The sequence below is a fragment of the Marinobacter confluentis genome, from assembly GCF_004785685.1.
Taxonomy (GTDB): Bacteria; Pseudomonadota; Gammaproteobacteria; order Pseudomonadales; family Oleiphilaceae; genus Marinobacter; species Marinobacter confluentis.
In genome coordinates this window covers 15,268-41,629 of record NZ_SRPF01000007.1, presented here as the reverse complement: position 1 = coordinate 41,629, position 26,362 = coordinate 15,268, and the positions used below count along the sequence as shown (strand labels likewise).

23 protein-coding genes are annotated in these 26,362 nt (G+C 58.4%); 1 reads left to right on the top strand and 22 read right to left on the bottom strand.

Annotation, left to right across the window (positions count from 1 at the left end; all coding sequences use genetic code 11):
- Window positions 1-4: 4 nt before the first annotated feature.
- From ribA to E5Q11_RS16420, 6 genes are all read right to left on the bottom strand, one after another.
- Window positions 5-619 carry a GTP cyclohydrolase II gene (ribA, locus tag E5Q11_RS16445; RefSeq protein WP_135804542.1) on the bottom strand — a complete coding sequence of 205 codons (615 nt, stop codon included), beginning with the start codon at window positions 617-619 and terminating at the stop codon, window positions 5-7.
- A gap of 108 nt (window positions 620-727) precedes the next feature.
- Window positions 728-1,216: a cyclic pyranopterin monophosphate synthase MoaC gene (moaC, locus tag E5Q11_RS16440; protein WP_135804541.1), complete on the bottom strand. Its 489-nt coding sequence runs from the start codon at window positions 1,214-1,216 to the stop codon at window positions 728-730.
- Between the two features lie 53 nt (window positions 1,217-1,269).
- Complete coding sequence (locus E5Q11_RS16435) at window positions 1,270-2,223, bottom strand: Nudix family hydrolase (RefSeq protein WP_135804540.1); 954 nt, start codon at window positions 2,221-2,223, stop codon at window positions 1,270-1,272.
- Between the two features lie 14 nt (window positions 2,224-2,237).
- On the bottom strand, window positions 2,238-3,455 hold the full coding sequence (argJ, locus tag E5Q11_RS16430) for a bifunctional glutamate N-acetyltransferase/amino-acid acetyltransferase ArgJ (protein ID WP_135804539.1): 1,218 nt from the start codon (window positions 3,453-3,455) through the stop codon (window positions 2,238-2,240).
- 120 nt (window positions 3,456-3,575) lie between these two features.
- Window positions 3,576-6,338 (bottom strand): preprotein translocase subunit SecA, encoded by a 2,763-nt coding sequence (gene secA / locus E5Q11_RS16425; protein WP_135804538.1) that lies wholly within the window; start codon window positions 6,336-6,338, stop codon window positions 3,576-3,578.
- Between the two features lie 153 nt (window positions 6,339-6,491).
- Window positions 6,492-7,427, bottom strand: a complete 936-nt coding sequence (locus E5Q11_RS16420) for a M23 family metallopeptidase (RefSeq protein ID WP_404802779.1) — start codon at window positions 7,425-7,427, stop codon at window positions 6,492-6,494.
- Between the two features lie 312 nt (window positions 7,428-7,739).
- Between E5Q11_RS16420 and E5Q11_RS16415 the strand changes: the two genes are divergently transcribed.
- On the top strand, window positions 7,740-8,186 hold the full coding sequence (locus tag E5Q11_RS16415) for a DciA family protein (protein WP_135804536.1): 447 nt from the start codon (window positions 7,740-7,742) through the stop codon (window positions 8,184-8,186).
- Between the two features lie 11 nt (window positions 8,187-8,197).
- On the opposite strand, the gene lpxC is transcribed toward E5Q11_RS16415, so the two are convergent.
- The 16 genes from lpxC to mraZ all read right to left on the bottom strand — a co-directional run bounded on the left by lpxC (window position 8,198) and on the right by mraZ (window position 26,295).
- Window positions 8,198-9,112 carry a UDP-3-O-acyl-N-acetylglucosamine deacetylase gene (lpxC, locus tag E5Q11_RS16410; protein WP_135804535.1) on the bottom strand — a complete coding sequence of 305 codons (915 nt, stop codon included), beginning with the start codon at window positions 9,110-9,112 and terminating at the stop codon, window positions 8,198-8,200.
- Window positions 9,113-9,308: 196 nt separating this feature from the next.
- Entirely contained in the window at window positions 9,309-10,466 is a 1,158-nt protein-coding gene (gene ftsZ / locus E5Q11_RS16405; protein ID WP_135804534.1) for a cell division protein FtsZ, read from the bottom strand.
- 95 nt (window positions 10,467-10,561) lie between these two features.
- A complete protein-coding gene (ftsA, locus tag E5Q11_RS16400) occupies window positions 10,562-11,797 on the bottom strand; it encodes a cell division protein FtsA (protein ID WP_135804533.1) in 1,236 nt (411 codons plus the stop codon).
- Between the two features lie 36 nt (window positions 11,798-11,833).
- Complete coding sequence (locus E5Q11_RS16395) at window positions 11,834-12,673, bottom strand: cell division protein FtsQ/DivIB (RefSeq protein ID WP_135804532.1); 840 nt, start codon at window positions 12,671-12,673, stop codon at window positions 11,834-11,836.
- Window positions 12,666-13,658: a D-alanine--D-alanine ligase gene (locus E5Q11_RS16390; RefSeq protein WP_135804531.1), complete on the bottom strand. Its 993-nt coding sequence runs from the start codon at window positions 13,656-13,658 to the stop codon at window positions 12,666-12,668. The genes E5Q11_RS16395 and E5Q11_RS16390 overlap by 8 nt, the downstream gene beginning before the upstream one ends.
- A complete protein-coding gene (gene murC / locus E5Q11_RS16385) occupies window positions 13,651-15,096 on the bottom strand; it encodes a UDP-N-acetylmuramate--L-alanine ligase (protein ID WP_135804530.1) in 1,446 nt (481 codons plus the stop codon). Before murC ends, E5Q11_RS16390 begins: the two co-directional genes overlap by 8 nt.
- On the bottom strand, window positions 15,089-16,174 hold the full coding sequence (gene murG, locus E5Q11_RS16380) for an undecaprenyldiphospho-muramoylpentapeptide beta-N-acetylglucosaminyltransferase (RefSeq protein ID WP_135804529.1): 1,086 nt from the start codon (window positions 16,172-16,174) through the stop codon (window positions 15,089-15,091). The genes murC and murG overlap by 8 nt, the downstream gene beginning before the upstream one ends.
- A complete protein-coding gene (gene ftsW, locus E5Q11_RS16375) occupies window positions 16,167-17,369 on the bottom strand; it encodes a putative lipid II flippase FtsW (RefSeq protein WP_135804528.1) in 1,203 nt (400 codons plus the stop codon). The genes murG and ftsW overlap by 8 nt, the downstream gene beginning before the upstream one ends.
- On the bottom strand, window positions 17,366-18,724 hold the full coding sequence (gene murD / locus E5Q11_RS16370) for a UDP-N-acetylmuramoyl-L-alanine--D-glutamate ligase (RefSeq protein ID WP_135804527.1): 1,359 nt from the start codon (window positions 18,722-18,724) through the stop codon (window positions 17,366-17,368). Before murD ends, ftsW begins: the two co-directional genes overlap by 4 nt.
- 15 nt (window positions 18,725-18,739) lie before the next feature.
- Complete coding sequence (gene mraY, locus E5Q11_RS16365) at window positions 18,740-19,825, bottom strand: phospho-N-acetylmuramoyl-pentapeptide-transferase (protein WP_135804526.1); 1,086 nt, start codon at window positions 19,823-19,825, stop codon at window positions 18,740-18,742.
- Window positions 19,810-21,201: a UDP-N-acetylmuramoyl-tripeptide--D-alanyl-D-alanine ligase gene (locus E5Q11_RS16360; protein ID WP_135804525.1), complete on the bottom strand. Its 1,392-nt coding sequence runs from the start codon at window positions 21,199-21,201 to the stop codon at window positions 19,810-19,812. The genes mraY and E5Q11_RS16360 overlap by 16 nt, the downstream gene beginning before the upstream one ends.
- A complete protein-coding gene (locus tag E5Q11_RS16355) occupies window positions 21,198-22,676 on the bottom strand; it encodes a UDP-N-acetylmuramoyl-L-alanyl-D-glutamate--2,6-diaminopimelate ligase (RefSeq protein ID WP_404802780.1) in 1,479 nt (492 codons plus the stop codon). The genes E5Q11_RS16360 and E5Q11_RS16355 overlap by 4 nt, the downstream gene beginning before the upstream one ends.
- 10 nt (window positions 22,677-22,686) lie before the next feature.
- Entirely contained in the window at window positions 22,687-24,423 is a 1,737-nt protein-coding gene (locus tag E5Q11_RS16350; RefSeq protein ID WP_135804523.1) for a peptidoglycan D,D-transpeptidase FtsI family protein, read from the bottom strand.
- Between the two features lie 29 nt (window positions 24,424-24,452).
- Window positions 24,453-24,860, bottom strand: a complete 408-nt coding sequence (gene ftsL, locus E5Q11_RS16345) for a cell division protein FtsL (protein ID WP_135804522.1) — start codon at window positions 24,858-24,860, stop codon at window positions 24,453-24,455.
- Between the two features lie 2 nt (window positions 24,861-24,862).
- Window positions 24,863-25,846, bottom strand: coding sequence for a 16S rRNA (cytosine(1402)-N(4))-methyltransferase RsmH (rsmH, locus tag E5Q11_RS16340; RefSeq protein WP_135804521.1), 984 nt, complete (start codon window positions 25,844-25,846; stop codon window positions 24,863-24,865).
- Window positions 25,843-26,295, bottom strand: a complete 453-nt coding sequence (gene mraZ / locus E5Q11_RS16335; RefSeq protein ID WP_135804520.1) for a division/cell wall cluster transcriptional repressor MraZ — start codon at window positions 26,293-26,295, stop codon at window positions 25,843-25,845. Before mraZ ends, rsmH begins: the two co-directional genes overlap by 4 nt.
- Window positions 26,296-26,362: the final 67 nt, after the last annotated feature.

The window sequence follows — 26,362 nt, the reverse complement described above, 5'->3', positions numbered from 1 at the left end:
CGGCTCAGGCCGTCGGGTCGTCATCCTGGTGGGTCTCGAACCAGTGGCCCAGCTTGCTCTGCTTGGTATTCAGATAGTGCTCATTGTGCGGGTTACGACCCACGTGTAGAGGCACCCGCTCTGAAATCTGGATGCCCAGCGCTGTCAGGGCATCCACTTTACGCGGGTTATTGGTCATCAGCTTAAGGCTACTGATGTTCAGGTGTTCGAGCATATCCCGGCACATGCTGTAATCCCGCAGGTCTGCGGCAAAGCCCAGCCTTTCATTGGCTTCGACCGTATCCGCACCCTGATCCTGAAGATTGTACGCCCGAATCTTGTTCAAGAGGCCGATGCCCCGTCCTTCCTGGCGCAGGTACATCAACAGCCCCCGGCCTTCGCGGGCAATGCTGCGCAGGGCTTCTTCCAACTGGTAACCGCAATCGCAACGCATGCTGTACAGGGCGTCGCCGGTCAGGCATTCAGAATGGGTCCGGGCCAGCATGGGTTCCGGGCTGTCCAGATCACCCAGGGTCAGGGCGATGTGCTCTTTGCCAGTGTCCGGCTCTTCGAAGCCGTGCATATCAAACACACCGAAGGGTGTTGGCAGCCGGCAGGTCTGGACATAACGAACAGCCACAGTGTTTCCTCGTGGTTCGGTCAAACGGGCCGCGCATTCTATCACGGGGCCATCCTTCTGGCGTAGTCTCTGCACTACCCTCTCCTCTGATGTTGTTAACAGTCAGAATTACGAAGGTGATTCAGAAGCAGACCAGTGTCCGCTGCGCCCGCCCTTTTTCTCCAGCAGCCGTATTCCATCAATGATCATGCCCCGATCTACCGCCTTGCACATATCATAAAGCGTAAGAGCCGCGACACTGACGGCTGTCAGCGCTTCCATCTCAACGCCGGTCTGGCCAGACAGCTTGCAGCGGGCATGGACGTTTATGGACTGATTGTCATCTCCGGGGGTCAGTTCTACCTTTACCGACGACAGATTCAGCGAGTGGCAAAGCGGAATCAAATCATGAGTCTTCTTTGCCGCCATGATGCCAGCCACCCGCGCGACCGCCAGTACATCCCCTTTCGGGTGTTCGCCCTCAATGATCATCGATAGGGTATTCGGTGACATCCGAATCACACCCTCGGCCCTGGCTTCGCGTTCCGTGACCGATTTGGCACCGACGTCGACCATGCGGGCTTCGCCCTTGTCGTCCAGATGTGTCAATTTGCTCATATTGCTTTCCCCAAGTAATTGTTTGGCGCACCGGGATAGGTCCAGGCACCGAATCATCGCCACCAATAACTGATACCGGCGATACCCTGTGCGCCGCAGGCCACTATTTCATTTTGATCCTCTGCCCCCAGGCCGCCCAGGCCGAAAACCACCACCGGTGCCCCGGCAACCATCTGGCGGAAGGTTTCAGGCCCCATAGGTTCAGTATCAGGATGCGAATCCGTGGACTTGACCGGCCCAAGTGTAATGAAGTCAGCGCCGATTCTGATCGCGTGCCGAATTTCCTGTTCATTGTGGCAGGAAACCGCCAGCAGATAACGATCATCCACCGGCCTAGCCCGGTGCTTCTGCGCCTCCCGCCAGGGCATATGAAGCCCCGCCGAGTCTGGGAAAGCCTGCAGCCAGGATTCATCGCCATGAAGCATCCACTGCACACCCCGATTCCAGTCATCCGGCCTGACAGATTCCGCCACAAATTGCTGGTATTGCTCATGACTGAGCTCCGGCGCCCGAAGCAGACAGAGCCGGTCACCACTGACCGGAAGCGATTTTTTCAGCACCTTGAGATAGTCGGCAGGGCTGTGCGCTTTGCCGGTGATGGCGTAGCGGCGTGGCAGGTTCAGTGCCCGGATGATTGGCCGGTTTGCGGCAGGGAAATCCCGATCTACCAGCTTTGAAGGTTCTCGCCACTCAACAAGCTGACCTTCCCGGCCCTCGGGCTCGCCCTCGCTTATAAACGTTTCCCAGACATCCAGAAACACGCATTTATCGCCGTAATCGTGGCGAATACCAATCAGAGGGCGAAGTTCTGACCCGACAATGCCAAGTCCGGTTTCTTCACGGATTTCACGCACCAGGGCAGCCTGCACGGACTCACCCGGTTCTACCTTGCCCCCTGGAAATTCAAGAAGACCACCCTGGTGAAGGTGATCCGGGCGGCGGGCAATCAACACCCGGCCGTTGCGGCGAATCACACCGACGGCAACATGAATCATGGTTGCGGACATTGTCTGCTGCGTACTCAGGTTCGGTATTCTGCGTTGATCGTGACGTAATCGTGAGAGAAATCGCAGGTCCAGACCCGCTCAAAAACCTGACCCCGCCTGAGATTTATGTGGATGGTGATCTCTTCCCGGCTCATGACGGCTTTGCCACGCGCTTCGCTGTAATCGTCGGCGCGTCCGCCGTCACGAACCAGACAGACATCGCCCAGATGGATTTCCAGGGCCTGAAGGTCCAGCCCTTCAACGCCGGCGCGCCCGACCGCCGCCAGAATACGACCCCAGTTCGGGTCAGATGCAAACAGTGCGGTTTTGACCAGGGGCGAATGCGCCACGGTGTAGGCAACATCCAGTGCCTCCTGCACCGATGCAGCCTCGCTTACCTCAATGGTGACAAACTTGGTAGCGCCCTCTCCGTCACGCACAATGGCGTGTGCAAGTTCCAGATACACTTCCTGCAACGCCGTTTTCAGTTCAGCCGCCTCAGGGCTGTCTGCGGTGATTTCCGGACCCCCGTACTGGCCCGTAGCCATCAGCATGCAGGCATCGTTGGTAGAGGTATCGCCATCAATGGTAATGCGGTTGAACGAGTGCTCGCCCAGCTCCGCCGACCATTGCGAGAGTAGTGCCGGGTCCAGACTGGCGTCGGTAGCAATAAAGCCCAGCATGGTGGCCATGTTAGGCCTGATCATACCGGCACCCTTGCTGATTCCGGAAATGGTCACAATATGCTCACCCAATCGGACCTGACGTGATGAACCCTTGGGCCGCGTATCCGTGGTCATGATGCCGGCAGCCGCCTCAGCCCAGCGATCCTCGTCCGTCCCGGCCAGAAGCTCTGGCAAGGCCTCGATAATTCTGTCTGCAGGAAGAGGCTCTCCGATCACACCGGTGGAAAAGGGCAACACCGTCTCCGGGCTGACTCCAGCTTTCTCCGCAAGCGCGTTGCAGCAGGCCATGGCGTCAGCCATTCCGCGTTCGCCGGTGCCGGCATTGGCATTTCCGGTATTGATCAACAGGTAGCGCGGCTCACCAGTGGACAGGTGACGGCGGGCAATGTGAACGGGCGCGGCGCAGAACCGGTTTCTGGTGAATATGCCGGCAACATGGCTGCCGGACGCCAGCTCAAAAACCACCAGGTCTTTCTTGCCCGGCTTTTTAACGCCAGCGCTGGCAATGCCTGTTTTAACACCCTTGACCGGAAAAAGCCGGGGTAAGGTTCCGGGGCCAACTGCCATGCCTGTTCTCCTGTTCATGCGCAAATGATGCAAAAAGTCAGAAACGAAAAACCCGCAACCTGACTGAATCAGATGCGGGCCCTTATCGCCTTGGGTCAGATCACTGAGGACCGGTTCCGATCAGTTAACCTTGCCATGACACTGCTTGTATTTCTTGCCGGAGCCGCAGGGGCAAGGCTCGTTCCGGCCCACCTTGCGGCCCTCGCGGACAAAGGTCTCAGGGGTAGCCTGACCTTGAGGAGAGGCCTGACCGGAACCGCCCTGGGCGCCTTCTCCGTCAGCGGCGGCAGCCGCACTGGTTTCATCATGGCGCAGCCTGGCCTGGGCCAGCTCGCGTTCCAGCTCTTCCTTACGACGGCGTTCGACCTCTTCCATCTCTTCACGGCTCTGGACCTTGACCCGGGAAATGACCCGAACCACATCCCGTTTCATGGTATCGAGCATGGTTTCAAACAGGTTGAACGCCTCGCGCTTGTATTCCTGCTTCGGGTTCTTCTGGGCATAGCCACGCAGGTGGATACCCCGGCGCAGATGGTCCATGTTGGACAGGTGTTCTTTCCAGAGGGTATCCAGAACCTGCAGGAACACCTGCTTCTCGAACTTGCGCATGGGTTCGGTGCCCGCCAGCTCTTCTTTGGCGTCATATTCCGCAACCACGGCGTCCAGAATACGCTGGCGCAGACTCTCTTCGTAAAGCTTGGAGTCTTCATCGAGCCACTGCTGGACAGGCAGATCAATGGCCAGCTCTGACTGCAGCTGATTCTCCAGCCCCTGCACATCCCACTGCTCAGGCATGCTCTGTGGCGGAATGAACTCGCTGACCAACTGATCAACCACGTCTTCACGAATGGTTTTCACCATGTCGGAAACGTCTTCAGAACCCATTACCTCGTTACGCTGATCGTAGATGACCGAGCGCTGGTCGTTGGCCACGTCGTCATATTCCAGCAGGGTTTTCCGCATATCAAAGTTGCGGCCTTCCACCTTGCGCTGGGACTTCTCGATGGCATTGGTCACCATGCGGTGCTCTATGGCCTCGCCCTTCTTCATACCCATTGCCTGCATCAGGCTCTTGACCCGATCCGGCGCAAAGATACGCATCAGGTTATCTTCCAGTGACAGGAAGAACCGCGAGGAACCCGGGTCGCCCTGACGACCGGCACGACCACGCAGCTGGTTATCAATACGTCGGGATTCGTGGCGCTCGGTGCCGATTATGTGCAGGCCGCCGGCCTCCAGCACCTGATTGTGGCGCTCGGTCCATTCCGCCTTGATGCGGGCAACCTCTTCTTCTGAGGGGTTTTCCATTCCGGCGACTTCGAATTCCCAGTTACCGCCCAATACAATGTCGGTACCACGACCCGCCATGTTGGTAGCTATAGTGACCGCGCCAGGACGACCGGCCTGGGCGATGATGTGGGCCTCGCTTTCGTGCTGCTTGGCATTGAGGATCTTGTGCTCAATTCGCGCTTTTTTCAGCAGCATGGACAGCAATTCGGACGCCTCGATGGACGCCGTACCCACCAGAATCGGACGACCTTCCGCCGTAACGTCCTTGATCTCATCAATGATGGCGTGGAACTTTTCTTCCTGTGTGAGATAGATCAGGTCGTTGTAGTCGATACGCTGGATCGGCTTGTTGGGCGGTATCACCACCACGTCCAGGCCGTAAATCTGGCGGAATTCGAAAGCTTCGGTGTCCGCAGTACCGGTCATACCCGCCAGCTTGTCGTAAAGGCGGAAGTAATTCTGGAAGGTGGTTGAGGCCAGGGTCTGGCTCTCGGCCTGGATACGCACACCCTCTTTGGCTTCAATGGCCTGATGCAGGCCTTCGCTCCAGCGACGGCCTGGCATGGTACGGCCGGTGTGCTCATCGACGATCACCACCTGGTCGCCCTGAACGATATAATCCACATCCTTCTGGAACAGGTGGTGGGCGCGCAAGGCTGAGTGAACGTGATGCAGCAGGCTGAGGTTGGCTGCGGAATACAGGCTCTCGCCGTCGCGCAGCAGCTCCATGCTACGCAGCAATTCCTCGACGTGCTCGTGGCCAGCTTCTGTCAGTTCAGCCTGGCGGGATTTCTCATCGATGGTGAAGTCGCCCTCAGGCTCACCCTCGGTTTCCTCGCTGACTTCGCCCTGCTTAAGCTTAGGCACCAGCTCGTTGATGGCGCGATACAGCTTTGAGCTGTCTTCAGCCGCGCCGGAAATGATCAGCGGCGTTCGTGCTTCGTCGATCAGAATGGAATCCACTTCGTCGACAATGGCAAAATGCAGGGTCCGCTGAACCTTGTCTTCGGTGCTGAACGCCATGTTGTCGCGCAGATAGTCGAAGCCAAACTCATTGTTGGTGCCGTAGGTGATATCGGCCTGGTAGGCAGCGCGCTTCTCTTCCCTGGGCTGGCCGGCGGCAACGACGCCCACCTGAAGGCCAAGAAAGCGATAGAGCTTACCCATCCATTCGGCGTCGCGGCGTGCCAGGTAGTCGTTGACCGTGACCAGGTGAACACCCTTTCCGGTCAGGGCGTTCAGATAGACCGCCAGCGTTGCCACCAGGGTTTTACCTTCACCGGTTTTCATTTCTGCAATGCGGCCTTCGTGAAGCGTAATACCACCGATCATCTGCACATCGTAGTGGCGCATGCCCATAACACGGCGGCTGCCCTCTCTGGCGGTGGCAAAGGCCTCCGGCAGAAGCTGGTCAAGGGTTTCACCTTCTTCGTACCGGCGCCGGAATTCCGCGGTCTTTCCTTGCAGTTCGGTGTCGGACAGATTGCCATACTGCTCTTCAAGTTCGTTAATGCGCATAACCGTTTTGCGCATACGCTTGATTTCCCTGGCGTTCTTACTGCCAAACATCTTTGTTGCAAGCTTCGTGAACATAGACCACTGCTTCTTTGATTTATCGGAGGAAGCGGCATTCTAACCTTATTTCACGAGAGTACAAAAGATGGACCTCACAGAAGCCCCGGTAGACTCAACGCGCTGAAACAGGTGAATGCAGCGGGGCACTGCGGCCCCGTGAGGATTGGAAGATCAGCGGCTGGCGCGGCTGATATAGGTTTCCGGATTCTTGAATTTACCGTTTTCCAGGACTTCGAAGTGAACGTGGGGCCCGGTCGAGCGGCCAGTGCTGCCCATGGCCGCAAGAACCTGGCCTTTCTGCACTACGTCGCCCACCCTGGCCTTGATGGTTTTGGCGTGAGCATAGCGTGTGACCAGCCCGTCACCGTGATCGACCTCAACCAGATTGCCGTATCCGTAGCGCTCGCCGGCAAAGGTAACAACACCCGCAGCCACCGAGATGATATCGCTTCCTTCGCGGCCAGCGAGATCTACGCCATCGTGCCAGGTACGTTTGCCGGTAAAGGGATCAGAGCGATAGCCGTATTTGGACGATAACCACCCCCAGGTGATAGGGCGGCCTTCGACATAAAGTTCATCTTCGAGTTTTTTCTGGGAGGACACGATATCCAGCATTCGCAGCTGATGCTCGCGATCTTCGATACGGCGGGCCAGGCTGTCTATCATGTCAGTCAACTGCGGCGCCGTGTAAGAATCACCGCTGACACCGTCTTCCGGCCCACCCACGGCCGCAGGCTGGCTGAAATCGAACTCATCGCTGGCGACCACGCCGGTCTCGACAAATCGCTGGCCCAGCGCATCAAGGCGCAGCAGACGACCCTGCATCTCGCCCAGACGAAGGGTGAGGGCATCCACCTGTTGGCGTACGTTGGCTCGCACCTGAGCCAGCTCTGCTTTTTGAGCGTCCAGTTTCGTTTGCCACTGGGCAACCAGTTCGGATTCCTGGGGCGGTTCGGCTTTTACTTCGCTCAGCGCAAGCCGATAACCGGACCAGGCGGCGACTGCCAGGGATGCCAGGGCAAAAAACAACAGGCCGAAGGCAATTGGCCGGTTGATAGGCACTGCGCGAGATTTCCCGTGGCGCCTGCCAACAAGAATAATGTTCATAGATTCATCTGATGCCATTGAGAACGCAACCCTTTCCTGTAGTGTTGCGCCCTGAGTTATCTGACCGGCCCTGCGTAAGCATCCTTCGCCAGATTGCGGAGTTCCTCTCCGAAAACTCAATCATGGGCAGCAGTGACCGCGTCCGAAAACGCGCGTGCCATCCTTTGCAACGACTACGTTCAATTGAAGTAGCAGCCGCCCGTAGACTACACCCGCCGGACAATGTAAAACGAGTGTAATACAGGCTTCGCTGTTTAACCGTGCCGAAGTGTAACCAATCGTTACCCTTGTCGTCGAGATTTACGGATTGACATGAAGAAAAAGAGCGACCTTCAATTAACCCCTGACAGCTTCAGCCGTGCATCAAACCTGCGCGACCTGATGGCAAAAGCAAGGCTGCACGCAGAGGCCGAACAACAGGTCATCGCCTCGCTTCCAGACAGCCTGGTCAATGGCAGCCGGTTCGTAAGCTGCAAAGACGGCGAGCTAGTGATCGCGACCGATACGGCAACCAAGGCCAGCCAGATCCGCTTTCGCCAACACGAAGTTATGGAGTCCGTACGCGAATACGAGCTGTTCAGATTCGTCTGGAAACTGAAAGTGAAAGTCCAGCCGACCCGTTCTAATGAAAGACCTGCCCGAAAAATGACACCGCTCAGTAACGAAAATGCCCGGCTCCTTAGAGAAGAAGCCGGGCACACGAAGGACAAGCAATTGCGCGAGGTTCTCGAAAAACTCGCAAGTCACGTCAGGGACTAAAGCATCCGGCTTTAGCCCGCCGCGAGCACAGGTTTCATGTAGGAAATCGGAGCAGCGGCCTCGTCGTCAAAGGTTACCACTTCCCACGCATCCTCTTCAGCCCTGAGCTTGCGCAAGAGCTTGTTGTTCAGGTCGTGACCGGACTTGATGCCACGGAATTCGCCAATCAGGCTGTTGCCCAGCTGATAAAGATCGCCGATAGCGTCCAGTACCTTGTGCTTGACGAATTCATCTTCGTAGCGAAGACCATCCTCATTCAGGATCTTGTAGTCGTCTACCACGATGGCGTTATCAACGCTGCCGCCCAGTGCCAGATTCATGGCGCGCAGTTGCTCGATATCGCGCATGAAGCCGAAGGTACGGGCGCGACTGACTTCTTTCACAAACGACGTGCTCGAGAAGTCGACGGTTGCTGTCTGCGCACGTCCCTTGAACACCGGGTGGTCAAAGTCTATGCCAAAACTTACCTTGAAGCCCTCGAAAGGCAGCAGGGTTGCCATCTTGCCATCTTCTTCTACAGTCACTTCACGCTTGATTCGGATGAACTTCTTGGCCGCATCCTGCTCAGCAATACCCGCTGACTGCAGAAGAAACACAAAAGGACCGGCAGAGCCGTCCATGATGGGCACTTCTGCTGCGCTCAGTTCCACGTAGCAGTTATCAATCCCGAGACCAGCCATGGCTGACAACAAATGCTCCACTGTTGCCACCCGGACACCGTCTTTGAGCAGTGTCGTCGAAAGCATGGTCTCACCCACGTTTTCAGCTCGGGCCTGAATCTCGACAACCGGGTCGAGGTCGGTGCGGCGAAAAACAATTCCGGTTTCCACAGGTGCAGGTTTCAGGGTCAGGTAAACTTTTTCCCCTGAGTGAAGCCCGACACCGGTGGCGCGGATGGTGTTTTTGAGTGTCCGTTGTCTGATCATCGGTACATATTTCCGTCACAAAAAGGCGATAAAATCTGGGCAAAAATCTGCCCGGAGAATATCAGAAAACCAGAATGAATACCATTTAACCAATTTTCAGGAAAAACTTGGCCCTGGTACTCAACCACCAATCATTAGCTTGCATACGTCATTTAAGAGAATTGGATTCACTTTATCTTTCTATTGCAAGATTCTATCAATCGGCCTGGCGACGAAGGAATGCGGGAATATCGAGATAGTCGACACCCTGTTCCTCGTTATCCTTGCTATGATCAATCGCCACATTGCCGTGTGACACTGCACGACGACGCAGTACTGCCGGGCGATCCAGCTGGTTGTAATCGGTGGTGCCATCCAGGGTCCGGGAGTTGTCCACCACCTTGGTGGGCTTCTCACGATCACCGCCCAGGCCGGTGGCAACCACGGTTACCTTCAGCTCGTCGGTCATTTCAGGATCAATAACGGTACCCACAACAACGGTGGCCGAGTCAGATGCGAATTCACGCACAATGTCGCCAACCTCGGAGAATTCACCCAGGTTGAGGTCCATACCTGCGGTGATATTCACCAGAATACCCTTCGCACCCTGCAGGTTGATGTCTTCCAGCAGCGGGCTGCGAACCGCCGCTTCTGCCGCTTCCCGGGCACGGTTTTCACCGGTGGCACGGGCGGTACCCATCATCGCGTTACCCATCTCGGACATGACGGTTTTCACGTCGGCAAAGTCGACGTTGATCATGCCATTGCGAGTAATCAGGTCGGCGATACCCTGAACCGCGCCAAGGAGCACGTCGTTGGCTGAGCCAAAGGCATCCAGCAGGCTGGTTTTCTTTCCCATCACCGCAAGCAGCTTCTCGTTGGGGATGGTAATCAGCGAGTCAACGGTTTCTTCAAGCTCGCGCAGGCCGGCTTCGGCAACGCTCATACGCTTACCGCCCTCGAACATGAAAGGCTTGGTAACCACAGCCACCGTCAGAATACCCATTTCGCGGGCAACTTCGGCCACCACGGGTGCAGCACCGGTACCAGTGCCACCGCCCATACCGGCGGTGATAAACACCATATCAGCGCCTTTCAGTGCTTCGGCAATCCGGTCACGGTCTTCCAAAGCGGACTGACGTCCGACTTCCGGGTTGGCACCCGCACCAAGGCCCTTGGTGATGTTGCCGCCCAACTGGATGATCTGACGGGCGTCAAGATCGGTCAGCGCCTGGGCATCTGTATTGGCGCAGATGAAATCCACACCTTCGATATCACTGTTGAGCATGTGACGAACGGCATTGCCGCCACCACCGCCAACCCCTACTACTTTAATGACAGCGCTCTGCTGGACATTATCGACGAGTTCAAACATTCCCCTACTCCTTCGTGCGGTTTATCGGTTTTCTTTGAAACCGATTTTCGAGATTTTGATCTTCGAGAACCTTCATTTTTCTATTAAGGCAACCGTCAGAAATGACCGGTAAACCAGCTCTTCATGCGTTCAAACAACGAGGGCGCATCCTCGCCCTTCATTGCCGGCGCCCGGCCAAGATCCATCTGGCGGAAGCCATGGATCAACAGTCCCACGCCGGTGGCGTAAATCGGGTTGTTGACCACTTCCGTCATGCCGGACACCGCCTGCGGACAGGCAAGCCTTACCGGCATGTGGAAGATTTCCTCGGCCAGTTCCACCACACCTTCCATGGTGGAGGAACCGCCCGTAATCACGACGCCAGCCGGGATCAGGTCTTCGAATCCCGAACGGCGCAATTCTGACTGCACCAGGGTGAACAGCTCTTCGTACCGCGGTTCCACCACTTCAGCCAGGGCCTGACGGGAAAGATCCCGGGGCGCCCGGTCACCCACACTGGGCACCTTGATGGTTTCGTCCGCGCCGGCCAGCTGCGTCAGGGCACAGGCGTACTTGATCTTGATTTCTTCAGCGTTCTGGGTGGGTGTGCGCAGGGCCATGGCGATGTCATTGGTCACCTGGTCACCGGCAATCGGAATCACTGAGGTGTGACGGATGGCACCGCCGGTGAAGACCGCGATATCCGTGGTGCCACCGCCGATATCCACCACGCAGACACCGAGCTCTTTTTCATCTTCGGTCAGGATGGCGTGGCTGGACGCCAGCTGCTCCAGAATGATGTCGTCCACTTCCAGGCCACAGCGCTTCACACATTTTTCAATGTTCTGGGCCGCATTCACCGCACAGGTCACCAGATGCACCTTGGCCTCCAGGCGAACGCCAGACATGCCCATGGGCTCCTTGATGCCTTCCTGGCTGTCAATCACGAACTCCTGGGGCAGAATGTGCAGAATCTTCTGATCCGCCGGTATCGCGACCGCCTGCGCGGCATCAATAACCCGGTCGATATCCGCCTGGGTTACTTCCCGGTCGCGAATCGCCACAATCCCGTGAGAATTCAGGCTTTTGATATGGCTGCCCGCGATGCCGGCATAAACCGAGTGAATCCGGCATCCGGCCATCAGCTCGGCTTCTTCCACCGCTCGCTGTATGGCCTGCACCGTGGTCTCGATATTCACAACCACTCCGCGTTTAAGCCCGCGGGACGGGTGTGACCCGATGCCCACCACTTCGATGGTCCCATCCATTTTGCGCTTGCCAACAATCGCAACCACTTTCGAGGTTCCGATATCGAGGCCGACAATCATGTTTTCCGTTTCAACCGATGACATGCGTACCACCAAACCGTAGGTCTGAATTTATCGTTTTCATGTGTTTTTTCCGGAGGGCGCTGCTTCTGCCTTCCATTTCACTGCCACGCCGTTGCTGTATCGGGCGTCTACTCGCTTTACTTCATTCGCCCGCGAAACCAGGCGCTCCTGGTAAACGGTCACAAACCGGTCGAAGCGCTCGGTGACCTGATCCCGCCCCAGCACTACTTCAATGCCGTTCGCCAGGGTCAGAGTCCAGGCGCCGCGTTGTTCCAGGCTCAGGCCCGCGAAACCGAGACCGTTTTCTGTCAGGGTGTCGGACATGGTTCGGGCCATCCGGATGACATCCATCACCCGCTCATCCGGCCCGGAAAGCAAAGGCAACCGGCCCGCTACTTCGGGGTTGGGCGGCGCAAACACCTCACCAGAACGGCTGACCAGGCGCCCGTCACTCCAGTACGCCAGGGGCTTTTTCTCGCGAATCTCGATGGCCAGCCGGTCCGGCCAGACCCGTTTTACCGCCGCTGATTCAACCCAGGGGCGCTGCTCAAGCCTGTCTTTCACATCCGACAGGTCGGTGGCAAAGAAACTGCGGCCGACCCATTGCCCGGCGGCGCGCTCCAGTGCAACGCGACTTTCACCCACCAGTTCGCCGGTAATATCGATGGCCATTACCTGTCGGTCCATGGCACCCAAAACCTGGCCGGTACCCCAGGGCACCAGCGCTGCCAGCATTACAATGCCTGCACCAATCACTACCTGACCCCAGGGAACCGCCGACAGTATCGCGCCCAACAACCGCAGCCTGCCCGGCTCGGTATCAAGGGTCGTCGCTCCCCGCCGTTTGGGGGGATCTGACGGTACCGGCTGGCTTCTGATCAGGATCCGCTCAAGCATTCACCGTCTCCCCTGGATTCCCGCTTTCAAGGGTGTCTTCCAGTATCCGCACCACCAGCTCTTCAAAGCTGATACCCGCGGCTTTGGCCGCCATGGGCACCAGGCTGTGATCGGTCATACCCGGCACGGTGTTGACTTCCAACAGCCAGAAATCACCAGACCCATCCTGCATGATGTCCACCCGGCCCCAGGTGCGACAGCCAAGAACGCGAAAGGCTTCAAGCGCGAGGTTCTGCAGGCGCAGCTCCGCGTCAGCGTCCAGGCCACAGGGAATCTGGTAACGGGTGTCGTCGGTCAGATACTTGGCGTCATAGTCATAGAACACGTGGTCGGTGCTCAGGCCAATGGCCGGCAACGCCCTGTCCTGCAACAGGCTGACGGTAAATTCCGGGCCCTCGATCCACTCCTCCACCAGAACCAGTGGGTCCAGAGCCGCCGCTTCCCTGTAGGCAGAGATCAGCTCATCCCGGTTTTTCACTTTTCGGATACCAATGCTCGAGCCTTCGTGAGAAGGCTTGACGCTCAGGGGCAGCCGCAAGTTCAGCAGAATCCGGTCAGCATCGGCTTCCGATGCCATGGCGCTGAACCTTGGTGTAGGCAGATTGCATCCTTCCAGCACGTACTTGGTGCGTAGCTTGTCCATCGCCAGGGCCGACGCCATCATCTCGCTGCCGGTAAAGGGAATGCCCGCCTGGGACAGAATCGCCTGTAGCGTGCCGTCTTCGCCGCCACGACCGTGAAGCGCAATGAATACCCGATCAAATTCCGGGGCATCAACGGTTCTGAGCAGGCAGCCCTGGACGTCAACTCCATAGGCGTCGACGCCAGCAGAGAGCAGCGCCGAGAGAACCGCTTGCCCGCTTTTCAGGGACACGGCCCGTTCAGCGGAGTCGCCCCCCATAAAGACCGCCACCCGTCCGAGTGCGCGTACAGTGGACGGGTCCGCCTGGTAGGCTGGAATGTCCATACGATGGGTATCACTCATCTGAAATCACCCCCGCTGCGCCAAGCCGCGCGGCAACGCCGCCAATGTCGCCGGCGCCCTGCGTAATCAGCAGATCGCCGTCCTGCAGGGCGTTGCCAAGCAAGTGCTCAATTTCACTGTTTTCTTCCACAAAGATGGGTTCGATGTTGCCTCGCTGACGAATACTGCGGCACAGGGCGCGGCTGTCAGCGCCTGGAATCGCTGGCTCACCGGCGGAGTAGACGTCCATCAGTAACAGGGTGTCCACTTCCGAAAGCACCCTTACGAAATCTTCGTACAGGTCGCGGGTTCGCGAGAAACGATGCGGCTGATACAGCATCACCAGCCGGCGATCCGGCCAGGCATCCCGGGCGGCACGAATGACCGCTTCGACCTCGGTGGGGTGATGGCCGTAATCGTCCACCAGAGTGACCATACCCTTGCGGGTCTGGTAATCCCCGTAAACCTGGAAGCGGCGGCCCACGCCGGCAAAACCTGCCAGGCCGCGACATATGGCCTCGTCATCCACGCCTTCATCGGTCGCCACGGCAATGGCGGCCAGCGCGTTCAGCACGTTGTGCCGGCCGGGCATTTTCAGTTCCACCTGAAGGTCGCTGCGCCCGCCAGGGCGGCGGACTACAAAGCGGGTACGAAGGCCGTCAGAAACGATTTCCTCGGCGCGATAATCAGCCTCAGGGTTGTCAATTCCATAGGTAATGATCGCTCTGGAGATACGCGGAATGATCTCCTGCACATAGTCGTCATCCACACACATGACAGCCACGCCGTAGAACGGCAGGTTGTGCAGGAAATCCACGAAGGTCTGTTTGAGACGGCCAAGGTCACCGCCATAGGTGTCCATGTGGTCCGCTTCGATATTGGTCACCACCGAGATCACCGGCGTCAGGTGCAGGAAGGACGCATCACTTTCATCCGCCTCGGCCACCAGGTAGCGTGAGCCGCCTAGCTGTGCATTAGTGCCGGCACTGTTCAGCTTGCCGCCAATGACAAAGGTCGGGTCAAGGCCGGCTTCCCCAAGGATTGAGGCAATCAGGCTGGTGGTGGTGGTTTTCCCGTGAGTACCAGCCACAGCAATACCGTGGCGATAGCGCATGATTTCCGCCAGCATTTCCGCCCTGGGTACGATCGGCACACGCCGGCTTCGGGCCGCGGCCACTTCCGGGTTCTCGCCGCCGACCGCTGTGGACACAACCACCACATCGGCAGTGGCACTGTTTTCTTCCCGGTGGCCGATAAAGACAGTCACACCCATGGCAGTCAGCCGGTCAGTCACGACGCTCTCGCGGATATCGGAGCCGGATACGTCGTAGCCCTGGTTCTTCAGAACTTCGGCAATACCGCTCATGCCAGCGCCGCCGATGCCGACGAAATGGATGTTACGTATGCGCCGCATCTCAGGCACCTGGTACACCAGCGGTGGATTCGTTGGCTCAGCCATTGGCAGCCTCCAGACAGTAATTCACAACTCTCTCCGTCGCGTCCGGGCGAGCCAGCGTTTTCGCCGCTGTCGCCATCTCAAGAATTCGGTTTCGGTCCTGGGCCAGCCCGGTCAGGGTCTGCGCCAGGGATTCCGCGGTCAGCTTCGGCTGCGGAATCAGAATGGCACCGCCCGCTTTCACCATCTGCTGGGCGTTCTGGGTCTGGTGGTCGTCTACGGCATGGGGGAAAGGCACCAGTATCGCGCCGGTGCCTGCCACGCAAAGCTCTGAGACCGTGAGGGCACCGGCTCGACAAACCACGATGTCCGCCCATTCATAAGCTTCGGCCATATCTTTGATAAAAGGCTGAACATCAGCTTCTACCTTTTGCGCCTGGTAAGACGCTTTTGCTGCATCCAGATTCTTTTCACCGCACTGATGCCGTACGGTCGGCCGGTCAGTGTCCGGCATTAGCGCCAGGGCCTGAGGCACCATCTGGTTGAATACCTGGGCGCCCAGGCTGCCACCCACAACCAGCAACCGCAGAGCTCCGGAGCGCCCCGCCAGCCGATCCGCCGGTAACGGCAAGGCCGCCAGATCCTGCCGCACCGGGTTGCCGGTGCAGCGGGTCACCACGTTCTGGCCATAGCTACCCGGGAAGGCCTCCAGCACAGTGTGGGCGAAACGCACCAGCAGGCGGTTGGTCATGCCGGCGATGGCATTCTGTTCATGTATCACCAACGGGGTCTTGGTCAGCCAGGCAGCAACGCCACCGGGCCCGGTAACAAAACCGCCCATGCCAACCACGCACTGGGGCCGAATACGGCGAATTTCCTGGAAGGCCTGGCCGAGGGCACGCATCAATCTGAAGGGAGCCAACAGCAGCGCCAGTTTGCCCTTGCCACGCAGGCCAGAGACCTGAATGACCGCAAGTGGAATATCGGTTTCGGAGATCAGGCGCTCTTCCATGCCCCCTGCGGAACCCAGCCAGAAAACCTCATGTCCCTTGCTCTGCAGCATGCGAGCGGTTGCAAGCGCCGGGAATACATGACCGCCGGTGCCGCCTGCCATCATCAGAAAGCGCCTCTCATCAGTCATAGGAGGCACCTCCGCGAGGTTTCGCCGCAGGCTCTGAAGCTTTGCCGGAGTTCTCCCGGTCGACCCGTTCCATGTCGACACGAATAAGCACACCGATGCACACGGCCGTGATCATCAGGCTGGAGCCGCCGTAGCTCACCAGTGGCAGGGTCAGCCCCTTGGTAGGCAGCAGTCCTGTGCTCACGGACATATTGATACTTGCCTGTAGCCCAATCAGCAGGGTGATGCCGTAGGCGAAACAGGCGGCAAACGGCATGTCCGCTTTTTCGGCCTTGCGGGCAATCACAAAGCCGGAAACCACAAGGACAGTAAAGAGTGCGAGCACCAGCAGCGAACCCAGCAAGCCGAACTCTTCTGCGATGATGGCAAAAATGAAGTCGGTGTGGGCTTCCGGCAGGTAAAACAGCTTTTGCACCGAGTTGCCCAGGCCGGTTCCGGCCCAGTCGCCGCGACCAAAAGCGATCAGGGACTGGGTCAACTGGTAGCCTGAATCAAACTGGTCTTTCCAGGGGTCCAGATAGCTGACAACCCGTTTGAGGCGATAGGGCTGGGTCAGAATCAGGGCGGCACCCAGCACCACCAGAACACCAATCAATGGCATGAACCGGCTGAGCCTGACCCCGCTGAGGAAGATCATCCCGGCCGCCGCTGCAACCAGCACCACGGTGGCGCCAAAGTCCGGCTCAATCACGAGCAACACCGACGCCAGTCCAAGCACGGCTATTGGTTTCAGGAAACCAGCCCAGGTGTTCAGCAATTCATCACGGCGGCGCACGACATAGCCCGCCAGGTAGGCAATCAGGCAGAGCTTGGCGATTTCCGAGACCTGAACATTGAACAGGCCGAAAGGAATCCAGCGCGTCGAGCCATTCACCGTATGCCCGAGTGGCGTCAACACCAGCAGCAGTGACAGCATGCCAATACCCAGAAGCAGCCAGCCGCTGCGCTCCCACCATGAAATGGGAACATTCACCGCCACCAGCGCAAACACGCAACCAATGCCGGCGAAAATAAGCTGCCGGATCACATAGTGGTAGCTGTTGCCCACGGTTTCGGCGGCTATGTCCATGGACGCTGATGAGATCATCACGATACCCAGAACCAGCAACGCGGCAGAACTGATGATCAGCATCGGCAGTGGGCGCAGATCACTGAAAACACTGGCTCTGTGGCTGAGGGTCATACCAGCACTCATTGCACCGCCCCCTCTGCCAGTTCGCTAACCAGTCTCCGGAACTGATCGCCGCGATCCGTGTAATCGCGGAACATGTCAAAACTTGCGCAAGCCGGCGACAGCAGTACCCGGTCACCAGGCAAAGCGGTATTGGCGGCCGTGGCGACGGCGTCCGCCAGGGAATCTTTCCGAACAATAGTGGCAAATTTGCCCAGCGCGTCGGCAATGCGCCCGGCATCCTTGCCAATCAGAATGGCTGACCGACAGTGCCTGGCCACCGGTTCCGCCAGGGGGGAGAAATCAGCACCCTTGCCATCGCCGCCGGCAATCAGCACGATCTTTCCGTTTTTTGGCACCAGACTTTCAATGGCGGCTGCGGTCGCGCCCACGTTGGTGCCCTTGGAATCATTGATGTAGTCGATGTCATTAACCCGGCGAACCCACTCACAACGGTGCGGCAGGCCCTTGAAGTTTCTAGCGGTTTCCAGCATCACATCCATTGGCAGACCGGCGGCATGGCCGAGTGCCAACGCCGCCATTACGTTGCTGATGTTGTGACGCCCAAGCAGCCCGAACTCATCCGCCAGCAGCAGATTATCGAAGCCGAAGGTGATCCAGGTGCCCTGCTCATCATCGCGGGTGCTGAAAGTTTCCGGGTTGACCCGATGAAAACCGAAGCACAGGAATCGCAGGCTATCCCTTGCCATGGGCGTGCTTAGGGCATCATCCAGGTTGACGATGGCGTTCTGGCAGCCGTTGAAGATCCGCTGCTTGGCCTGGAAGTAATCCATCTTGGTGGCATAACGGTCCATGTGGTCGTCGGACACGTTCAGAACCGTGGCCGCCAGAGCGTTCAGCTCGTGAGTGGTTTCCAACTGGAAGCTGGACAGTTCCAGCACGTAAAGCTCGGCGCCCTTGCCCAACAGTTCCAGCGCCGGCGTACCGATGTTGCCGCCGACAGCCACTTTGCGGCCAGCCGCCTTCGCCATCTCGCCCACCAGCGTGGTCACCGTGGTTTTACCGTTGGAACCGGTAATCGCAATAATCGGCGCGTCTGCCGCTTCCGCGAACAGGTCGATATCCCCTCGGACCAATGCGCCCTTGTCCACAGCGGCACGAATGGCAGGCTCGGCAATGCTGACGCCAGGGCTGACCACCAGTTCGTTAAAGCCGGAGAAGGTGTCGGGGTCGAATTCGCCAAGATACACGGGCACATCCGGATACTGCGCACGCAGCTCCTTCAGTCCAGGCGGCTCCGACCGATTGTCAGCAACGGCCAGTTCCCGCCCCTGTTCACACAGATAGCGAACGCAGGAAAGCCCGGTGTTACCGAGCCCTACAACCAGCGTTCTACGATCTGAAGCGATCAAACCCATGGCGATTGCGATTCCCTATCTCAGTTTGAGGCTGGCAAGACCAACCAGTACCAGTACAACGGTGATAACCCAGAAGCGCACGATCACGCGCGGCTCTGGCCAGCCTTTCAATTCAAAATGATGATGCAGCGGTGCCATCCGGAATATCCGCCGACCGGTCAGGCGGAATGAAGCCACCTGCAGGATCACCGAAATGGTTTCCATGACGAACACGCCGCCCATGATGAACAGCACAATTTCCTGGCGGACGATAACAGCAACAACACCGAGCGCAGCTCCCAGCGCCAGCGCGCCCACGTCGCCCATAAAAACCTGGGCGGGATAGGTGTTAAACCAGAGAAAACCGAGCCCCGCGCCCACCAGAGCGCCGCAGAAAACAATCAGTTCACCGGTGCCGGGCAGATGGGGAATCAGCAGGTAATCGGCAAACTGGGCGTGGCCAGACACATAGGCAAAAATACCCAGGGCCGCTGCCACCATGACGGTTGGCATGATCGCGAGGCCGTCGAGGCCGTCGGTCAGGTTGACGGCGTTGCTGCTGCCCACAATCACGAAGTAGCTCAGCAGCACGAATAGAACGGGGCCAAGTGTCAGCGACACATTCTTGAAGAAGGGCACGTACAGTGACGTTTCCTGGGGCAGCGCTGAGCTCCAGAACAGTGCGATAGCGGCAACCGCGCCGATCAGCGACTGCCAGAAATATTTCCAGCGACCGGGCAGCCCGCGCGGGTTACGCTCTACCACTTTGCGGTAGTCGTCCACCCAGCCAACGGCGCCAAACAGCAGTGTGACCAGAAGGGTTATCCAGACGTAGCGATTGGTCAGGTCTGCCCATAACAGGGTGCTGACACCAACGGCCACCAGAATCAGCGCACCGCCCATGGTCGGTGTACCCGCCTTGCTCAGGTGTGTCTGCGGGCCATCGTCCCTGACTGCCTGGCCAATCTGGTACTGGCTCAGCTTGCGGATCATGAAAGGACCGATCAGAAGCGAAATCAGCAGCGCCGTCAGCACTCCAAAAATACCTCTGAGGGTCAGGTACTGGAATACCGTCAGCGCGGTGAAATATTCTGATAGAACCCCTGTCAGCCAGAGCAGCATGCGTTATCCACCTTTTGTTTTATTCCCTCTACCACGAGATCCATGGCAGAACTTCGAGAACCTTTGACCAGTACCGTCTGTGATTCAGCACTGCGGGAGAACAGACGCTCTACGGCATCATCGTGGCTGGAACACACCTCGGCGGCAGCTCCAAACCCTTCCACGTAACCTTCGCAACCACTGCCAACGACCAGCAGGCGGTCGATACCCTGGGCGCGGGCGAATGCGGCCACATCCCGATGCATGGCCTGCGCATCCTGACCAAGCTCGGCCATGGCACCGAGGATGGCTGAGCGCGAACCCGGGTGCGACGCCAGGACTCTGATTGCTGCTTTCATTGATGCGGGATTGGCGTTATAGCTGTCATCGATTACCGTCAGACCCGGTGCAAGCTTGAGCGTCTGCAAACGGCCCTTGAAGGGCTGAAGGCCAGACAGTCCCCGCTGAATGGCGTCGTCGGAAGCGCCTACTGCCTGTGTTGCGGCGATGGCCATCAGGGCATTGGCGATATTGTGCTCGCCCTGGAGCGACAGGCGGATATCGCACTGCCAGCCATTGGGGCCCTGGGCGGTAAACTGGAGCTCGGGCCCATCAATCTGCACGTCTGTCGGGCGGAAATCCGCATCACGCCGGCCTTGCCCGCTGACAGACCGAACGCGGCGCTGGCCCGCCCGCTTGCGCCACTGATCAAAAGCCGGATCATCAAGATTCAGAACGGCAACCCCGTTATCCGACAGCCCGTCAATAATTTCGCCCTTGGCCTGAACGATGTTCTCGTAGCTTCCAAAGCCTTCCAGATGGGCCTCACCGGCATTGGTCAGAATGGCGACATCAGGCCTGACAATGGCAACCGTGTGGGCAATTTCGCCCAGGCCGCTGGCGCCCAGCTCGATAGCGGCATACCTGTGCTCAGGCGCAAGCCGGAAGAGCGTCAGTGGAACGCCGATGTGGTTATTCAGGTTGCCTTCGGTTGCGAGGGTTTTACCCATCTGTGCAAGAATGGCCGCAACCATTTCCCTCACGGTGGTTTTACCGCTACTACCCGTCACCGCGACAAATCGCGCGGCGCTGTGATCCCGATGACCACCAGCAATTGCAGCCAGCGCATTAACGGTGTCTGGCACCACAATCTGCGGCAGATCAACCGCCGAATCAGGACTATCAACAACGGCGGCAACCGCGCCAGACTGGCGGGCACGTTCAATGAAACGGTGTCCATCGAAATGTTCGCCTCGAATCGCCACGAAAAGATCGCCCTTGCCAAGTTGGCGGGTATCCGTGGAGACGCCTGAAAATTTCAGGTCGCCCTGCCATGGCCCTGAAGGCTGGCCGCCAACCCAGGCCAGAGCCTGTTGCAAAGAGAAGGTGGATATCATGCGACACCTCCGTTCAGCGATAGCGCGTGGCGAACCTGCCCGGCATCACTGAATGGAATCCGCTGGCCTGAGATTTCCTGCCAGGCTTCGTGACCCTTGCCAGCAATCAGCACGATATCTCCGGGCTTAGCCATCGCGATGGCCTGGCGAATGGCTTCCGCGCGATCGTGAATCACCGCCACACGCTCCGGAGCCTTGAAACCTTTCAGTATCTGATCCGTGATCACCGTCGGATCTTCGCTGCGGGGGTTGTCATCAGTCACAAAAACCACGTCAGCACCACGCTCAGCTTCGGCGGCCATGTCCGGCCGTTTACCGCTATCCCGGTCACCGCCGCACCCGAACACACAGATCAGTCTGCCGGTGACATGGGGCCGCAAAGCCCCCAGCGCATTACTCAGCGCATCCGCCGTGTGGGCATAATCAACGACTACCCTAACGCCGTTGGCGCCAGTGAAAGGCTCCAATCTGCCGGGCGGCGGCGCCAGCCGTTCAACCGCAGACTGGATTCGCTCAACAGGCACACCCAGGCTCAGCGCCGTCGCGATAGCTGCGAGCAGATTGCTGACATTGAAGCTGCCGAGAATCGACGCAGAGAAATCAAAGGCACCCCAGAGGCCATCCACTGACGCAGTAAAGCCGCCATTGGTCTGATCAATCTGCGTGAGCCACAACTCGGTCTGGGCCTCGTGCAGGCTGTACCGGACCCGATCACACTTACCGTCCAGTTGCTCATAGAGCTGTCGGCCGAAGGGATCATCGAAGTTGATGACTGCAAAATGGAGCTCTTCCCGGGCAAACAGCTTTGCTTTGGCTGCGCCGTAGGCTTCCATTGAACCGTGGTAGTCCAGATGGTCCCGGGTCAGATTGGTGAATACCGCACCGGTCATGGTCAGACCATCAACACGGCCCTGATCCAGGGCGTGTGACGACACTTCCATGGCGGCAGCCCTGCCACCCTGGGCAATAATGCGAGACAGCACGCCGTTGATCTGGACAACATCCGGGGTGGTGTGGGAGGCATCCTGTAGTGCGTCGGGCATGCCATAACCCAGGGTGCCAATCACCCCGCAAGGGGTGCCGGTTTCCTGAAGCAACCTTGCAATGTAATGGGACACCGAGGTTTTGCCATTGGTGCCGGTAATTCCCACCAGGCGCAATCGCTGGGAAGGATGCTCATAGAAACGGTCCGCGATTTTCCCCAGCCTGGCTTTCAGGTTCGGTACCGGCACCACAAGCACACCGCTTATCTCGGAGCATTCCCCGGCCTCGGCTGATTCCAGCAGAATCGCCGTAGCGCCGGCCGCAATGGCATCGCCCAGATAGTGATCTGCGGGCGTCAGCGTCCCGGAAAGCGCCACAAATGCATCTCCGGCGGCCACTTTTCGGCTGTCCGTTTTCAATCCGTGGATCGTCACATCAAATACAGAGGGTACAGACGCAATCCCCTGAAGCAGAGTGCTGAGTGATGTCATGCACATGACCCTAACCCCGCTCACCGGGTACCGGTGCAGCGCCTTTGGCCTGCCCCAGTTCCAGTTCCGGTTTGACATTCAGCAGCCGTAACGCGCCACCCATTACCCTTGCAAACACCGGGGCAGCCACTTCGCCACCGTAGTATTCTCCGGACTGGGGCGCATCTACGGCAACCACAGTAACGATTCTTGGATCATCAATCGGGGCCATACCTGCAAAAATGGCCTTGTACTGACTGTCTTCATAGCCGTCCTTGCCAACCAGGTGGACGGTGCCGGTTTTGCCACCGGCGGAATAGAATCCTGGCTGTGCCCGTTTGCCGGTGCCGTTCTCAACCACTTCCCGCAGCATCTGGCGCACGTCGAAGGCTACCTCTTCTGAAAGCACCCGCTGGCCAACGGGTTTCTGCTCGACCTTGAGCAGGCTGAGGGGGTACCGGATACCGCCATTGGCCAGAACCATGTAGGCCTGGGCCAGTTGCAGAGCATTGACGCTCATTCCGTAACCGTATGACAGGGTGGCCTCTTCGACCGGACGCCATTTCGGCGGTGCGGGCAGCACGCCGACAGCCTCGCCAGGAAACCCGATACCCGTGGGCTGGCCCAGGCCCAGCCGGGCATACATGTCGCGAATGACATCGCCGCCCAGGTCCGTGGCAATCTTGCTGATGCCCACATTGCTCGACTTGGCGATTACGTCCGTCAGGTCGATCACCCCATAATTGCGGTGGTCGCGAATGGTAAAACGACCAAAGCGCCGAAAACCGGGCGCTGTATCAATTGTGGAGCTGGCTGTGTATCGGCCGGACTCCAGTGCCGCAGCCATGGATATTGGCTTCATGGTAGAACCTGGCTCGAACAGGTCAGTGATGGCTTTGTTGCGAAGGCGATCGGGGCTCAACTGGGTGCGGTCATTGGGGTTGTAGGACCCCTGGTTCACCATGGCCAGCACCTCACCAGAATCCACATCCAGCATGACCAGAGTTCCGCCTCTGGCATTGTGAGCGCTGACAACCGCCTTGAGTTCCCGGTAGGCCAGATATTGCAGGCGAAGATCAATACTCAACGCCAGGCTCTTGCCGGGCTTGGCGTCACGAATCAGCGTCAGGTCCTTGATGACACGGCCACGATTGTCCTTGAGCACCCGTTTCTTGCCGCGCTCGCCGCTTAACCAGCTGTTATAGGCAAGCTCGACGCCTTCCTGGCCGAACTCATCAATATTGGTAAAGCCGACCACATGGGAGGCAACCTCGCCTGCCGGGTAATACCGACGGTATTCCTGGCGGCTGTATATACCCGGGGTACCAATATCCATAACCTGCCTGGCCAGCTCCGGCTGGATCTTGCGGCGCAGGTAGATGAATTCCCGGCTCGCATATTTCCGCAACCGCGCCCGGAACTCACCCTCACGGAGCCCCAGAGCCCGGGCAACAGCGGTCAGCCTTGGATCGTCGGCGGACACTTCCGAAGGGTTAGCCCAGACAGTCTGAACCGGAGTACTCACCGCCAGGGATTCGCCATAACGGTCGGTAACCACACCACGATGGGCATCTATCTGTTCCACCCGGATGGTTCTTACATCCCCCTGCTGACGAAGAAATTCCTGGTCCACCACGTGCAAATCCACAAGGCGCCAGGCCAGTGCCGCAATAACCAGCAGGAAAACACTCAGAACGGTGCCGTATCGCCAGGCCTCTAGCCCCGCGAGCAGTCTTTGCCCCAATCCTGTCTTCCGTTGCTCGGACACTGAACTCACCTTCCGGCTGGTTGTTTTAACTATCGGGAAACCACGAGCGGCGCCATTACCGGCACCAGCACGACATCCTCTTTCCCCGGAACAGACATATTGAAACGCTGGGATGCCAGCTGCTCGACCCGGCCGTGCGCACTCAACGCACTCTGCTCAAGCAGCAACTGACTCCATTCCCGCTGGAAATCATCCCGCTCTGCCTGCAGCTCAGAGAGCGTATTGAACAGCTCGCGATTCTGGTGGGCGCTGACCACCACGCCCAGCGATGAAGCCAGCAACAGCGCCACCAGCGCCATGGAGATAACGGCCTGACGCTGTTGAAGAGCCACGAACACCTGGCGGGAAAGACGCACCGCCGTGGAAAGCCCATCCCTGACACGCTGCTTGTTCAGCCTGGCGGTTCTTGTTTTCTGTTCGATTGCTACGGCGCCCATTGCTATGCGCTCCCCTGACGTCCATTTGATACAGAAACGCGCTCGAGCACCCGCATAACAGCACTTCGAGCGCGAACGTTGTCATTTATCTCGCGGTCATCCGCTTTCAGCGCTTTGCTGACCAGCCGAAATCCCGATGCTTCCTGTTCTGCAGTGACCGGAACGCCCTTTGGCATACGCGGGCCGCGGGCCAGATCCCGCATGAACCGTTTGACCAGCCTGTCTTCCAGCGAATGGAAACTGATGACAACCAGGCGGCCGCCCGGCAGAAGACGGCTGACTGCGGCTTCAAGACCCGCTTCAAGGTCTTCCAGTTCGCGGTTGATAAAAATCCTTACCGCCTGGAAAGTCCGGGTTGCGGGATGCTTGTGCTTTTCTTTCTTGGGCACGGCCTCGGCAACCAGCTCAGCAAGCTCATGGGTCGTCTTCAGCGGTTCTTCCTTGCGCCGCTCCACGATCCGCTTTGCGATTCGGCGAGAGAAACGCTCTTCGCCGTATCTGAAAATAACGTTTGCAATGTCCTGCTCATCCGCTTCCGCCAGCCACTGCGCAGCGCTGGGCGGCTGTTCGGGATTCATTCGCATGTCCAGCGGGCCGTTTCGCATGAAGCTGAAACCGCGCCCTGCATCATCCAGCTGGGGTGACGAAACCCCCAGATCCAGCAGAATTCCATTCACGCCGTCCCAGCCCTGCTGATCGATTGCCTGATCCATCTCGGCAAAAGATCCGTGGAAAACGCCAAAACGCCCGTCTTCCCGCGAAAGACCTCTGGCCGAGTCGATCGCCTGGGGATCCTTGTCGATACCTAGCAATGCGCCAGCTGGCCCGAGATGTTCCAGAATCAGTCGGCTGTGCCCGCCGCGACCGAAAGTGCCATCCACATAACGGCCGGCGGTATCGGTAACCAGCAGCTCTACAGCCGAATCGAGCAGAACAGAGCGGTGGCGGAAGGACTCCGCCGTTCCCTCTGTGCGCTCGGCGGTCATAGCGACAGTGCCTCCATTTCAGGAGGCATTTCATCTTCGTTGTCAGCGTCGTCCAGCCACGAGAACCAGCGCTCTTCGCTCCACAGCTCCATTTTCTTGCCCTGACCGATCAGCATGAGCTTCTTCTCCAGTCGGGCGTAGCTGCGCAGTGTGGGCGGGACAAGAATGCGCCCGGCAGAGTCCAGCTCAAGGGGCGTTGCGTGGCCCAGCATCAGCCTTTGCAGCCGCCTGGCCGCCTTGTTCATGTTGGGAAGGGCTTCAATCTGTGGCCGGAGCGCCTCCCACTGAGGCTCCGGATAGACCAGCAGGCAGCGCTCTTCATCGGCATTTGCAGTCAATACAATGCGTCCACCACAGGTATGCGAAAGCTCTTCGCGCACCTTGGCTGGGATCGCCAGGCGACCCTTCGCATCCATATTGATGGCATGACTGCCGAGAAAATTGCTCATTCGCTCTCATTCCGGGGTTCAGAAACCACAAAAAACCACTAGAAACCACTTTTTCCCACTAATGCAC

What these genes read in the sequence shown, in the direction of transcription:
- lpxC (WP_135804535.1), bottom strand. Translation starts at nt 9,112, where the DNA reads ATGATCAGACAACGGACACTCAAAAACACCATCCGCGCCACCGGTGTC.
- ftsA (WP_135804533.1), bottom strand. Translation starts at nt 11,797, where the DNA reads ATGTCATCGGTTGAAACGGAAAACATGATTGTCGGCCTCGATATCGGA.
- E5Q11_RS16390 (WP_135804531.1), bottom strand. Translation starts at nt 13,658, where the DNA reads ATGAGTGATACCCATCGTATGGACATTCCAGCCTACCAGGCGGACCCG.
- ftsZ (WP_135804534.1), bottom strand. Translation starts at nt 10,466, where the DNA reads ATGTTTGAACTCGTCGATAATGTCCAGCAGAGCGCTGTCATTAAAGTA.
- murG (WP_135804529.1), bottom strand. Translation starts at nt 16,174, where the DNA reads ATGACTGATGAGAGGCGCTTTCTGATGATGGCAGGCGGCACCGGCGGT.
- E5Q11_RS16435 (WP_135804540.1), bottom strand. Translation starts at nt 2,223, where the DNA reads ATGTCCGCAACCATGATTCATGTTGCCGTCGGTGTGATTCGCCGCAAC.
- E5Q11_RS16420 (WP_404802779.1), bottom strand. Translation starts at nt 7,427, where the DNA reads ATGAACATTATTCTTGTTGGCAGGCGCCACGGGAAATCTCGCGCAGTG.
- murC (WP_135804530.1), bottom strand. Translation starts at nt 15,096, where the DNA reads ATGGCTGAGCCAACGAATCCACCGCTGGTGTACCAGGTGCCTGAGATG.
- mraY (WP_135804526.1), bottom strand. Translation starts at nt 19,825, where the DNA reads ATGCTGCTCTGGCTGACAGGGGTTCTATCAGAATATTTCACCGCGCTG.
- moaC (WP_135804541.1), bottom strand. Translation starts at nt 1,216, where the DNA reads ATGAGCAAATTGACACATCTGGACGACAAGGGCGAAGCCCGCATGGTC.
- ftsL (WP_135804522.1), bottom strand. Translation starts at nt 24,860, where the DNA reads ATGGGCGCCGTAGCAATCGAACAGAAAACAAGAACCGCCAGGCTGAAC.
- murD (WP_135804527.1), bottom strand. Translation starts at nt 18,724, where the DNA reads ATGGGTTTGATCGCTTCAGATCGTAGAACGCTGGTTGTAGGGCTCGGT.
- E5Q11_RS16355 (WP_404802780.1), bottom strand. Translation starts at nt 22,676, where the DNA reads ATGACATCACTCAGCACTCTGCTTCAGGGGATTGCGTCTGTACCCTCT.
- secA (WP_135804538.1), bottom strand. Translation starts at nt 6,338, where the DNA reads ATGTTCACGAAGCTTGCAACAAAGATGTTTGGCAGTAAGAACGCCAGG.
- E5Q11_RS16360 (WP_135804525.1), bottom strand. Translation starts at nt 21,201, where the DNA reads ATGATATCCACCTTCTCTTTGCAACAGGCTCTGGCCTGGGTTGGCGGC.
- mraZ (WP_135804520.1), bottom strand. Translation starts at nt 26,295, where the DNA reads ATGAGCAATTTTCTCGGCAGTCATGCCATCAATATGGATGCGAAGGGT.
- E5Q11_RS16415 (WP_135804536.1), top strand. Translation starts at nt 7,740, where the DNA reads ATGAAGAAAAAGAGCGACCTTCAATTAACCCCTGACAGCTTCAGCCGT.
- ftsW (WP_135804528.1), bottom strand. Translation starts at nt 17,369, where the DNA reads ATGAGTGCTGGTATGACCCTCAGCCACAGAGCCAGTGTTTTCAGTGAT.
- E5Q11_RS16395 (WP_135804532.1), bottom strand. Translation starts at nt 12,673, where the DNA reads ATGCTTGAGCGGATCCTGATCAGAAGCCAGCCGGTACCGTCAGATCCC.
- rsmH (WP_135804521.1), bottom strand. Translation starts at nt 25,846, where the DNA reads ATGACCGCCGAGCGCACAGAGGGAACGGCGGAGTCCTTCCGCCACCGC.
- argJ (WP_135804539.1), bottom strand. Translation starts at nt 3,455, where the DNA reads ATGGCAGTTGGCCCCGGAACCTTACCCCGGCTTTTTCCGGTCAAGGGT.